Raw genomic sequence first — 12,442 nt, 5'->3', positions numbered from 1 at the left:
TGCGGGGGAGAGCGGGGCGGCGGCTACTCCGGTCCCACCAGGTTCCTCAGCTCCGCGCGCCCTGCCCGCACCACCCGCAACCAAGAGGCGATGTCGGTATCTGGCGGCAACGGCTGGTCGGCGATGATGTCGCGGATGCCGTACGGCCGGGCCAGCCAGAGCCGGAGGGCGTGCCAGTCCCGGCGGCGACGGGCGCTGAGTTTCTGGTCCCACGGCTCCTTCTCGTAATCCGTGGCGTCGAAACCGCAGGCAGCCAGGATGCCGGAGCGGCGAACGAGGCAGGGGAAGCAAACTCCGCAGTTGGTGTACTTCCTGCCACGGCGTATGGGCGGATGGCCACAGCTCAGGGTGTCCGCGAGAACGGTGGGGGAGATGCGGGCATCCAGGGCCTTGCGACAGACCTCGCCCTTGGTGAGCCTCGCCAGAGGGTTCGTCACGGTGACGGCGCCGCCGATGTCGCGGATCGCGCTGTTGAGCAGGTGCAGGCTCCATGGGTGCACCGACCTGGTGGACAGCGCGGACGTACGAGCCGCGGTCAGCGGCGGATTGAGCGCGACCTGGCCGTTCTCGGGGATCTGGACAGAGGCTACGCGGCTCGCGGCAGCCGCGCGGACGGCTGTCGCCACGTAGAGGAGACCGCGTGGACGGGAGGAGAGCTCGACTGTCTTTCTGCCGCCTTCACCTCGTGGCATTTGGCTCGGGGTAAGGCGGAGGACTCGGCGACCGGACTCGCGGGCACGGCTCTTCACCGCCTCGTGGACACGTTGCTGGACGTCTCGTGCCTTGGGCTCATGGAATCCGACGAGCAGCAGCGGACCCTGACCCGCGACCGCCGCCCGCTCTGCCGCCCAGCTCAGCGAGTCGAGGCCGCCGGAGAAAAGTGCGATCTCATCCGGGCGCCAGTCGCGCCCGGACGGGAGCGGGGCCTGGGCGGGCTGCGACGGCAGCACACGCGTCAGCAGTTCCCATCTGTCTCCGGTGAGTACACCAAGCAATGATTCGACAACGTCTCCGGCCCCTCCGTCTTCCTGCCAGCGCTCGGGTTCTGAGACCGGCACCGACAGCCGTAGGTTCCGGGTCCAGCGATCGGCCGTCGGCTCCCTGGCGACGAGTTTGTCGGCGAGGAAGGCCGCCCGCGCCACCCGTAGTAGGTCGTCGGCCCAGGCGGGCGCGGGCCCCTCGAGGAAGTGGTGGCCGGTGATACGAACCTCGCGTTCCCGGTAGCTCGCCTCACCGATCGGCCACCAACCAGGGCCTGCGGGAGGTTCGTCGTCGTGCGCTCGCCACCAGAAGGAGGAGCTCTCGTCGGCCGACCTCATGCGGCATCCCCCTCGTCCTGGATGAGCGAGTCGATGCCGAAGCCGAGGATCTTCCCGACCGTGCCGGGGACGAGGCGGCGGGCCATGTCGGACAGTGGTGGGACCTCGACCTCCCCGGACAGGGCATCGGTCGCGGCTTTGGCCGCGCCGGGGTCCTGATCGGCGGCGATCTCCTCACAAGGGTTGGGCACGAGCGAGACAATGCGCTCGGCGATCTTGTCGGCGATCCGGTCCTCCGCGTCCACTATGACCAGGACGGGCAGCGTCAGTTTGATCTTCTCGGCGACCACCGACTGGAGGAATTCGGTGACGAGATCCGCGAAGAACCACTGGTAGAGGAAGCAGAGCAGCTCGCCGAACCAGCCGCGGCCCGCCAGCTCTGGATCGCTGACGGCGTCCCGCACCTCGGGATGGGTCTCCAGCAGTCGCCGTACTGAAGCCCCCATGGCACGGCGTACCGCGGCGTCGGCGATGCTGGTGCCGTCACCGGCCACTTGCCGGGTCAGACCGGTGACGAACGCGTCGGCGTAGTCCTGCCAAGGTTCTGCGGGGTCTGGCCGGATCAGCCCTGCCGGTCCTTCGGTAGCGAGAACGGCCATGGCTCCGGCAAGCCGGTCGCCTGCCGAGCGTGCGGTGTCCCGCAGGCCGAACGCGGTGGGATCTCTGCGGCAGGCGTCCCACAGGTCCTCGATCGCCGCGTCCACGGTGGCGCCGGGGTCGGACCGGTCGGTGTCCCAGCGAGCGAGCCGAGTGCTCAGGCCGCGCCACCGAGGGCCTTGCCACCGCGTGGACGTGCCCATCTGCCGTACCCCCTCGATCCGGCAACCGCTGCTCATTCAGTGCAACATCCGGCGGGGAAGCGGGATAGGGCGCGACTCGGCCATGTCGGCCTGATCGGATAGAGGCGGGGGAACGGGCTATTCCGGGCGGCGCCTCGGCCTGGGCTGACAGAATGATTGCGCGCGTAGTTGTTTTTGCGCGTACTTGCCAGAACGTCTGCCCCGGAGAACGCGAGCTGCCGATGACTACCAGCGAACTCTTCCTGCGCGATGTCATCGACATCAAGGAAGACGTCCATGCCGGCGACTTCAAGGTGGAGCTCTCCGGTGGCTTCACCGAGACAGACCAGCGGGTGGCGGAGTACGTCGTCACCGACCAGTTGCAGACTGCCTTCAGACGAGCCCTGGGCCTGGTCGGAGCCGCGGTCAGGACCGGCACCTCGCACGCGGCGTATCTGCACGGCTCATTCGGCGCCGGTAAGAGCCACTTCCTGACCGTCCTGCACGCCGCGCTGAACAACCATCCCGCCGCGCGGGCGAAGCGACGGTTGCAGGAAGTGATCGCTGAGCACGACGAGTGGCTGCGGCGCAGCAAGTTCCTGATGGTGCCCTACCACCTGGTCGGCTCGGTCGACCTGGACTCCGCCCTGCTCGGTGGATACGTGGCCACCGTACGGAAACTGCACCCCGATAAGCCGACACCTGCGGTGTACCGCGCGGACGCCGCCATCGCGGACGCGCGTCGGCAGCGGACGTTCCTCGCGGACGACACGAAATTCGCACAGTGGCTGAGCAGCGGCGGCGTCGCCGTCACACCGAGCGGTGTCGCGGCTGCCGCCGCGGAAGAGGACGATCTCGACACCACCGGCTTCGCGACGGCTGTTCCCGTTCCCGGCGGGTGGACGACGGCAGACCTGGACCGTGCCTTCGCCGCCCCTAAGGATGACCCGCACCGCGAGGCCCTCGTCTCCGCTCTGCTGTCCGGTCCCATGGCCGCGTACGCCACCGGCGCCCGTGGCGACAAGAACGCGTTCATCCCGCTGGAGAACGGTCTCGCGGTCGTGTCGCGGCACGCGCAGAGCCTCGGCTACGACGGAATCGTGCTCTTCCTGGACGAGCTGATCCTGTGGTTGCAGGCACACATGGGCGAGCAGGACTTCGTCCGCGACCAGGTGCAGCGGCTGGTGAAGCTGATCGAGTCGGGCGACAGCGACCGTCCGGTGCCGATCATCTCGTTCATCTCCCGGCAGCGTGACCTGTCCCAGCTCATCGGGTCCGATGTCGCCGGTGCCGAGGTGCAGAATCTGGAGCAGCAGGTCCAGTACCTGGCCGGCCGTATCGACGTCGTGGACCTCGAGGACAGCAATCTCATCGAGATCATCAAACACCGTGTCCTGGCGCCGAAGCCTGGCATGGAAGCCGCGCGGGCCTCGGCGTTCGCCGCCGTGGAGTCGTCCGCCGACGACGTGCGGCAGGTGCTGCTCGACGCCAGCGGCCGTACCGAAGCGACCTGGGAGGACTTCCGGGATGTCTATCCGCTGTCTCCCGCCTTCCTCAACGTCCTGGTGGAACTGGCCGGTGCACTCCAGCGCGAACGCACCGGGCTCAAACTCGTGGAAGAGACCCTGCGGCGGCGGCGCGACGACCTGAAGATGGGCGAGCTCATCCCGCTTGGCGATCTCTGGGACGTCATTGTCGACGGCACCGGGGAAGCGTTCACAGCGCGGCTCCGGAAGGAGGCCGAGACTGCCAAACGCTTCCACGCGCGGGTGCACAACCACCTGCTCGCCAAGTACGGATCGGCCGACGACGTCCGTTTCAAGGGCGATGAGCGCCTGGTCAAGACACTGCTGCTGGCGGCGCTCGCACCGAACGTGCCCGCGCTGTCCCGACTCACGGGCGACCGGCTGGCCGCTCTCAACCACGGTTCGATCAGAGTCCGGCTGGGAAGCGCCGGATCGCTGGCCGTCAAGCGGCTCAAGGAACTTCAGGCGGAATTCGGCGAGCTGCGCAGCGAGGGCGGCTCCGACCCCGTGTTCCATCTGCACCTGGCGGATCTCGACGTCGAACCGCTGCTCGCCTCCGTGAGCGAGGGCGAGGGAATGGGCCCTTGGCGGGTGTGGGTGAAGGACCGGCTGTGGGACGCCCTCGGTATTCCGGATGCACAGGCGTTCATCAGCGAGCGCGAGATCGTCTGGCGGGGTACGAAGCGCACCGCAGAGTTCGTGTTCGGCAATGTCAGCCGGATCGGCAGCGTCAGCCTGCCCGATGAGCAGTTCGCACCCCAGACCGAGGGCAACATCCGGTTCGTCATTGACTACCCTTTCGCCGAACAGGGCTACCCCAGCGACGATGTGCACCGCGTCGACACGATGAAGCAGGACGGGAAAGCGGCGCCTACCCTCGTATGGCTCCCGCACTTCCTGGCCGAGCAGAAGCGGCATCAGCTCGTCCGCCTGCTGAAGATGGACTATGTGCTGGAGCGCGACCGGCTCACCGAGCTCACGCCGACCAAGTCCGCCGACGAACGTGTGCAGATTCGGCACCAGCTCAAGGCGCAGAGCGAGAACCTGACGTCATCCCTGACCATGGTTCTCCAGCAGATGTACGGTCTGGGGAAGCCGGATTCGGGAAGCCTCGGCGCCGAAGTGCCAGACAACGAGCACGTGCTGTCCCTGGAGCCTGCTTTCGCGCGGCCCAAACCGCAGGCTGGGCTGAGCTTCGAGCAGAATCTGTACGAGCTGGCCGACGGCATGTTCTCCGCGCTGTATCCGAAGCACCCGGACTTCGATCCGACCAGGAGCCGTAAGGCGGTCACGCGCGCCGAGTTGCGGACAGCGATGCACTGGATCACGGAGGCAATGAAGGACGGCTCCCGCCGGGTCGTCGTCGACCGGCACCACCTGCCCGTCGTGAAGAAGATCGTGCACCCCCTGGGGCTCGGCGAGGTGCACGACGGACCGCTGAACCTGCTCAACGACTGGCGGCTTCGTATCAACCAGAAGGCGTCCGAGGCCAAGGCGGGTCCGGAGATCGCCGTCGAGGACATCAGGCGCTGGATCGTCGAACTGGGTTACACAGGCTTGGACCGCACCATCTCCAACCTGATCATCGCTACGTACGCCCTGCTCGACGACCGCACATGGATTCACGAGACGGCCCCCGTACCACCGCCCGAACTGGAGCACATCGGGCGTGGATACGGTCTGAGGGCCGTGCAACTGCCCTCGGAGGACGACTTCGGCACGGCACGGACCAGGGCCGCGACGATCTTGGGCGTGAGCGTGCAGCCCGTGCGCTTCGCCCGCAACGTCGGGGCACTGGAATCCAAGATCCGCGACGAGATCGAGAAGTACCGGACCGCGGTGGACGGAGTCCGCCGGTCGCTGGACAAGCACGCCGCGGAGCTCGGCATCGCCGGTTCCGACGCCGACCGGATGCGGTCCGTGCGTGCGGCCGCCGATCTGCTCGCCCGCCTGACCAGGGCGAAGGACGCCACCTCGATGGTGAAGGAACTCGCCGCCGCCACCTACGACGTGACCGACCAGGAACTGGCCGCTGCCATCAAACAGGCGCCGGAGGTGCTGGCCGCCCTCGACGCGGTGAACTGGCCGTTGCTGAAGAGCGTACTGAGCTTCGTGGACCGCGAGGATGGCGTGGGAGACCGGGCCGAGCGGCTTATCGCCTCGGTACGCGACGCCGCCAACGCCCACGAGCAGGCCAATTCGCTCGTGCCGGCCCTCAGCCGACTGGCTGACCAGTCCGTCGCCCTGGTCACCGACGCCGCCCGACTGGCAACCGTCGCGCAGCCTGTTACCCCGTCGGCGCCGCCCAACGCGGAGGACGTCAGCCTGACCCGCCACGGCACGCCGGTCGTCCCCTCGGGCGCGCCGGAGCAGATCGGCTTCGACGCACCGCAGACAGCCCCGGCCGCTCGACCGTCAGCGGGGCCCAGCGCGCCCCATGTCCTGGACACCCGGCGACCCAGCGCCTTGGAAACAGTTCTCGCGGCGGCTGTCGACGATGTGCAGGATGAGATCCGCAGATACCTGGCCGACCACCCGGGCATCCCGATCGAGATCGTGTGGCGTCCGTTGGACGGTGGCGACGCGCACATTTCACCCGATGACAGCGCAGGTCAGCAGTGATGCCGACGGTTCCACCGCCGGTCAATCGGCTCACCATCGAGGCACTTCTGGAAACGTACGCGACCAAGCTGCGCGACCACCGGCTGATGCTGGTACACGGCCACTACCAGGATCGGGCCGCGGTGTCGTTCACTGTCAAAATCGGTGACAACGTCCGGCGCGTGCACGTGAGCAACCAGTCGTCCGTCCTCGGCATCGTCGACGCCTGGCAGCGGCATCGCGCCGACGCCTCCCGCGTCGGTGAGCTCCTGGTCGTCACGAGCGACATCGACGACACGCATCTCGGCTGGGACGTCAGAGGCCAGGCCGTCAAGCACCGCATGCTCACCGTGCAGCGCCCGGAAATCGTCAAGCAGCGCTTCGGGGCGAGGGAACTCGACCCGCGGATATACCGGGCGGGATGGCTTCTTGAAGCGCTTCTCGAAGCGGAGCCCACCGGTGGATGGCAGCGGTCGGGTTCCGTTCTGACCTACGACGCGGCCGTGCGGTCGCTGCTCGTCGCACGGCTCGGCCTGGGAACTCCTGGGGAGGCGCCCGCCGGGATTGCCGTCGACGCCGACGCGTTGCTGACGTGGTCGCGTACATCGGCTGGGCCAGCACGTTTCCTGAACCTCCGCGTGGAGGAGAGGGCCGAACTGACCAAGTGGCTCATTGAGACGGCTGGACCGGCTGTACCCGTCCTGATGTCTCTGGTGGAGACCGGACGCGGCGACGACGCCATGGCCCGCGGACTGCTTGGTGCGGCCATGGCCGCACCGGAGTCCAGCCCCGACACGGTCCTCGCCGTCGGCGGACTCCTCGGCCAGGTACGCAGAGCTGACGTCCTGGCCTTCAGCGACGCCGTCGCAGGCACTCTCACCCGCTGGATCGGAGAGGCGGCGCACAATGACGCGGCCCGCCGACGGGTGCTCCAGGTCATCGAACGGGCCGACCTCCTCGCCGAAGATGCCGGGCTCACCGACGCGCTGCGCACCAGCCGATTCCTGCTGTCCAGCTTCGACGCACAACTTCGCTCCGTGGCCGATGGACTGGCGCGCTCGCACGTGGAGGCCGAGTCCGCGCTCGGCGAACTGGAAGGACACGCGCTCGCCGGGCTGTTCCGGCAGCGGATCGACATTGCGACGATGGCGGTCAGGATCCGCCGCTGGATCGAGGGGCCGCAGCCGGCTGCCACATCGGTCGCCCACGGGGTACACGCCCACCTGAACGGGTGGGGCTGGGCGGATCGGGCGCTCCATGCGCTGTGGTCGGGCGACCCGGCCCGTGACCCAGCGGTGGCGGCGACGTACCGCACTCTCTACGACACCGCCAGAGCGCGCAGGGATCTGGTGGACGAGCAGTTCGCGAACCGGCTGGCAGGCTGGACCCGCACCGCGGAGGACCGTAATCCCGGCAATTGCCTCCTGGTGGAGCACGTCCTCGCGGAAGCCGCCGAGCCTCTGTGCCAGAAGAAGTCGGCACCGCTGATTCTGCTGTTGGACGGCATGAGCAGCGCCGTCGCTGTACAGCTCGGAGAGGAGGCCGAACGCGAGGGCTGGATCGAGGCCGCGCCGGTTCCGCGGTCCGGTGCACTCACCGGACGGCTCGCGGCGGTATCCATGCTCCCGTCCGTCACACGAATCAGCCGAGCTTCCCTTCTGTCCGGCAAAGCGCTCATGGGCGGTCAGTCCGTGGAGACAGCCGGATTCACGACCTTCTGGAAGCAGCGGCGGCGAACCGGCCTGCTCTTCCACAAGTCCTCGATACAGGGGCCGTCAGGACACCGGCTCAGCGAGGAACTCGCCGCCGCTCTCGCCTCCGACGCCGTGGTCGGCGCCGTACTCAACACGATCGACGACGCCCTCGACCATGGGCAGCAGGGCGAGCGCGCGGGGTGGCGCATCGGCGACATCAGCTTTCTGCGAGAGTTGCTCACTTCGGCCAAGGCATACGGCCGTCCGGTGCTCCTCGTCGCCGACCACGGCCACGTCCTGGAGCATGGAACCGACGCACCTCGGCTTGCCGCCGGTGCGGAGTCCTCCCGATGGCGCACAGGTAGTGCCGGCGACGGTGAGATCGAGCTGAGCGGGCCGCGCGTGCTCGAAGGCGACGGGACCATTGTCGTGCCCTGGCGCGAGGACATCCGGTATACACCGCGCAAAGCCGGGTACCACGGCGGGGCGTCGCTCGCCGAGGTGACCGTTCCGCTGCTCGTACTTCTACCGGAGCCGAGCGCCCTGCCCGAAGGCTGGCAGGTACTGCCGAGGGAAGCGGTCACGCCGGGTTGGTGGTCCGCGTCCACCGGACCGGCGGACGGACACCCTGCAACGATCGGCCCCAACGTGCCGGTGCGGCAACCGCGAAAGCGGACCTCCTCGGGGGGGACGGCGGAACTCTTCGCAGAAACGGACGTGCCAGTTGCCGCGGTGCCTCTTCTCGGCTCTCTCGTCGTGGCCAGCAGCGTGTACAAGGCGCAGCGGGAGTATGTGCGGCTTCCCCCTGAGGACTCGCTGGTGGCCGCGGTGATCGACGCGCTGGCCGACGCGGGCGAGCACATGTCCCCGGCCGCGCTCGCCGCCGCGATCTCCGCCACCAGCCGTGTCAAGCGCAACATCGACGGCTTCATCGCCACGCTTCAACGGCTGCTAAACGTCGAGGGTTATCCCGTGCTGGCCATTATCGATTCCGGGCATACGGTGAAACTCGACGTCAAACTACTGCGTACCCAGTTCCAGCTGGAAGGGCCCCGAAAGTGACGGCTACCCCGCCCCAGGTGAGTCCGGCCCGGCGGCGTGAAGTCGTTGACGCGCTGCGACGCGGTACCGTCCCACAGGCCGGACTCGACCTCTTCGCGGTCGGACTGGCACGTTTCGAGGCGGCTCTTGACGACGACATCGCCATCGTTGCCGGAGGCGGCGCGGCATTCCACGCCGTGCGCGGTGAATACGGCTCGGGCAAGACGTTCTTCGCCCGTTGGCTTGCTGAGCGGGCGAAACGTGCTGGGCTGGCCACCGCGGAGGTGCAGATCTCCGAGACCGAGACCCCGTTGCACAAACTGGAGACCGTCTACCGACGGTTGACCGAGCGGTTGACCACTGCCACCCACCAGCCCAGTGCCCTGCGCGCCGTTGTCGATTCGTGGTTCTACGCGCTGGAGGAAGAAGTCCTCGGAGCCGGTGGGGTCGATGAGGACGATGAGGAAGCGGCAGCCAAGGCCGTGGACGAACTCATGGAACGGAGACTTGCCGACGTGTCGCGAACGACACCGGCATTCTCCGCGGCACTGCGCGGTTACCGGCACGCGGTCGCAGCAGGAGACAGCGCGACCGCGGAGGCTCTGATCGCCTGGCTCGGCGGCCAGAAGTCCGTGGCAGCCGCGGCGCGGCGTACCGCGGGAGTCCGCGGCGACCTGGACCACTTCGCCGCTCTCGGCTTCCTCCAGGGGCTGCTCACGGTCCTGCGCGACTGCGGTCATCCCGGTCTGCTCCTTGTCCTGGATGAGATCGAAACGCTGCAGAGGGTCCGCGGTGACGTCAGGGAGAAAGCACTCAACGCGCTGCGGCAACTCTTGGACGAGATCGACGCGGGTCGTTTTCCCGGATTGTTCCTTGTCATCACGGGCACGCCCGCCTTCTACGACGGTCAGCAGGGTGCCCAGCGGCTTCCTCCGCTCGCCCAGCGGCTGGCCACCGACTTCACGACCGACGCGCGCTTCGACTCACCTCGCGCCGTCCAATTGCGCCTGCCGGGCTTCGATCTGACCCAGCTCGGTGAACTGGGACGGAACGTACGGGATCTGTACGCGGGCGCCGCGCACCATCCGTCGCGGATCGCCGAGCGAGTGGACAACGCCTATCTTGCGGAGCTGGCGACCGCTGTCACCGGCGGCCTCGGCGGCAAGGTCGGAGTGGCACCGCGCCTTTTCCTCCGTAAACTCGTCGCCGATGTCCTGGACCGGGTAGACGAGCACGACGAATTTGATCCCCGCCTGCATTACGCGCTGACCGTATCCCGCACGGAACTGAACGATATCGAACGCAATGCCGCGGCCGGTGCCGACGATATCGAGCTGGATCTTCCATGAGCGGCTCCGACGACCTCGATCCCGTCCTTCTGCATCACATCGTCAATACGCTGGGGTGGCCGGGGCTGCGTCCCTTGCAAGAGGCGGCGATCGAGCCGTTGCTCGCGGGGGACGACGCCCTGCTGCTCGCTCCCACGGCGGGTGGCAAGACCGAAGCGGCGGTCTTCCCGTTGCTGACGCGTATGGCGCAGGACGGCTGGTCCGGTACCTCGGTGCTCTACGTGTGTCCCTTGAAGGCGCTGCTGAACAACCTGCTGCCGAGGCTGGAGGCGTACACCGCATGGGTCGGCCGCGGCGCCGCCCTGTGGCACGGAGACGTCGGGGCCACCGGGCGGAAGAAGATCCTCACCGGCCGCCCCGACGTGCTGCTGACCACGCCAGAGTCGCTGGAGGCGATGCTGGTCAGCGCCAATGTCGACCATCGGGCGTTCTTCGCGGGACTGCACACGATCGTGGTGGACGAGGTGCACGCCTTCGCGGGCGACGACCGTGGATGGCACCTGCTGGCCGTCCTGGAACGACTGCAACGCGTGGTCGGGCGGTCACTGCAACGCGTCGGGCTGTCCGCGACGGTCGGAAATCCCGAGGAGCTGCTGGACTGGCTCCAGGGCTCGGGCGCAGGGAAACGACCGGGACGGGTGGTCGCCCCGCATCTCCTCGACGTCCAGGCGTCCTCGCCCGGTGACGGGCCTCCGCCGGGTGACATCCAACTGGACTACGTCGGTTCCGTCGACAACGCGGCAACGGTGATCGCGAGCCTGCATCGCGGCGAGAAGCGGCTGGTGTTCTGCGAATCCCGCAGACTTGTGGAGGAACTCGGCGAGAAGCTTCGGGCCAAGGGCGTGACCACGTTCCTGTCGCATGCGTCACTGTCCGTCGACGAGAGACGCAGGGCTGAAGAGGCCTTCGCCGAAGCGCGCGACTGCGTCATCGTGTCCACCAGCACATTGGAACTCGGCATCGATGTCGGCGATCTCGACCGCGTCATTCAGATCGACGCCCCCGCCACGGTCGCGTCCTTTCTGCAACGCTTCGGCCGCACCGGCCGACGCGCGGGCACGGCGCGCAACTGCCTTTTCCTGGCCCTGGACGAAGCAGGTCTTCTCAGCACGGCGGCGATGCTCCACCAGTGGTCGCGGGGCTGGGTGGAGCCTGTCGTGGCCCCCCCCGAGCCTCGGCACATCGTCGCCCAGCAGATCCTGGCGCTGTGCCTGCAGGAGCACCAAGTCGGCGACCGGCTGTGGCAGGAGTGGTGGGCCGGCTTCGGCCCCTTCGGCCAGCCCGCGGAGCCGATCGTCAGGCACCTGGTGGACGAGGGCTTTCTCGACCGGGATGGCGGGATGCTCTTCATCGGGCCCGAGGCCGAACGGCACTTCGGGCACCGGCACTTCATGAATCTCACCGCGGTCTTCACCGCTGCCCCCGAATTCACCGTCCTGAACGGTCTCGCCGAGATCGGGAGGACCGATCCGACCCTGCTGACCGAAGAGATCCCGGGCCCACGGCGCCTGCTGCTGGCCGGTCGCAGTTGGCAGGTGACCTACATCGACTGGAAGCGGCGCCGCTGTTTCGTCGAGCCGGTCGACGGCGGTGGAAGGGCGAAGTGGAGCGGCGTGGGGCTTTCCCTCACCTCCTACGCCCTGACCCGCGCGGCCCGCGAAGTCGTGCTCGGCGCGGACCCTCAGGTGCGGTTCACCGGACGGGCGACGGCCTGTCTCGCCGAGGCACGTGAGCGCTTCGCGGAGTACGTGCACCCGGACGGCACCCTCATCGTGCGCCACTCGGACGGAGACGTCCGCTGGTGGACCTGGGCGGGACATCGCGCCAACGCCACCCTGACCGCGACCCTCGCGGGCTTGGCCGACCCGGCTCAGCGCCCCAACGCGTGCTGGGTACGGCTGAGTCCGGACCTCACGCCACAGGTGTGGACCCGCGCCACCGCCGATGCGGCAGATCGGCTCTGCCTACCCGCCGTTCACGAACAGGCGCTCAAGGGACTGAAGTTCAGCACCGCGCTGCCGCCACGGCTGGCCGAGGCGACCCTGGCCGCCCGCCTGGCCGACCTCGACGGCGCCGCGGCGGTGCTGAGCGGCCGGGTCCGGTTCGTCGGGTCGCAGTCCGGTCATTGAGTGC

The 12,442-nt window shown here is 68.2% G+C and carries 6 protein-coding genes; 4 read left to right on the top strand and 2 right to left on the bottom strand.

The window, feature by feature from the left end; translation table 11 throughout:
• Positions 1-23: 23 nt before the first annotated feature.
• Both BGM09_RS08240 and BGM09_RS08235 read right to left on the bottom strand, forming a co-directional pair.
• Entirely contained in the window at positions 24-1,319 is a 1,296-nt protein-coding gene (locus tag BGM09_RS08240; RefSeq protein WP_188280792.1) for a 7-cyano-7-deazaguanine synthase, read from the bottom strand.
• Positions 1,316-2,155 (bottom strand): hypothetical protein, encoded by an 840-nt coding sequence (locus BGM09_RS08235; RefSeq protein ID WP_188280791.1) that lies wholly within the window; start codon positions 2,153-2,155, stop codon positions 1,316-1,318. The genes BGM09_RS08240 and BGM09_RS08235 overlap by 4 nt, the downstream gene beginning before the upstream one ends.
• A 116-nt stretch (positions 2,156-2,271) precedes the next feature.
• Between BGM09_RS08235 and BGM09_RS08230 the strand changes: the two genes are divergently transcribed.
• Genes BGM09_RS08230 through BGM09_RS08215 form a run of 4 tightly spaced genes read left to right on the top strand, consistent with a single transcriptional unit; the run spans position 2,272 to position 12,438 of the window.
• Complete coding sequence (locus BGM09_RS08230) at positions 2,272-6,246, top strand: PglY protein (RefSeq protein ID WP_223186495.1); 3,975 nt, start codon at positions 2,272-2,274, stop codon at positions 6,244-6,246.
• Positions 6,246-8,981 carry a BREX-2 system phosphatase PglZ gene (gene pglZ / locus BGM09_RS08225; protein ID WP_188280790.1) on the top strand — a complete coding sequence of 912 codons (2,736 nt, stop codon included), beginning with the start codon at positions 6,246-6,248 and terminating at the stop codon, positions 8,979-8,981. Before BGM09_RS08230 ends, pglZ begins: the two co-directional genes overlap by 1 nt.
• On the top strand, positions 8,978-10,309 hold the full coding sequence (gene brxD, locus BGM09_RS08220; RefSeq protein WP_188280789.1) for a BREX system ATP-binding protein BrxD: 1,332 nt from the start codon (positions 8,978-8,980) through the stop codon (positions 10,307-10,309). The genes pglZ and brxD overlap by 4 nt, the downstream gene beginning before the upstream one ends.
• Positions 10,306-12,438, top strand: a complete 2,133-nt coding sequence (locus BGM09_RS08215) for a DEAD/DEAH box helicase (RefSeq protein ID WP_188280788.1) — start codon at positions 10,306-10,308, stop codon at positions 12,436-12,438. Before brxD ends, BGM09_RS08215 begins: the two co-directional genes overlap by 4 nt.
• The last annotated feature ends 4 nt before the right edge of the window (positions 12,439-12,442 follow it).

Source organism: Streptomyces sp. CBMA29, assembly GCF_014596445.1.
Lineage (GTDB): Bacteria > Actinomycetota > Actinomycetes > Streptomycetales > Streptomycetaceae > Actinacidiphila.
Note: the sequence above shows the minus strand (reverse complement) of the source record. Positions and strands in the feature narration are given on the sequence as shown.

Coding starts and splice junctions, on each gene's coding strand:
- BGM09_RS08240 (WP_188280792.1), bottom strand. CDS start 1,319: ATGAGGTCGGCCGACGAGAGCTCCTCCTTCTGGTGGCGAGCGCACGAC.
- BGM09_RS08235 (WP_188280791.1), bottom strand. CDS start 2,155: ATGAGCAGCGGTTGCCGGATCGAGGGGGTACGGCAGATGGGCACGTCC.
- BGM09_RS08230 (WP_223186495.1), top strand. CDS start 2,272: ATGATTGCGCGCGTAGTTGTTTTTGCGCGTACTTGCCAGAACGTCTGC.
- pglZ (WP_188280790.1), top strand. CDS start 6,246: ATGCCGACGGTTCCACCGCCGGTCAATCGGCTCACCATCGAGGCACTT.
- BGM09_RS08215 (WP_188280788.1), top strand. CDS start 10,306: ATGAGCGGCTCCGACGACCTCGATCCCGTCCTTCTGCATCACATCGTC.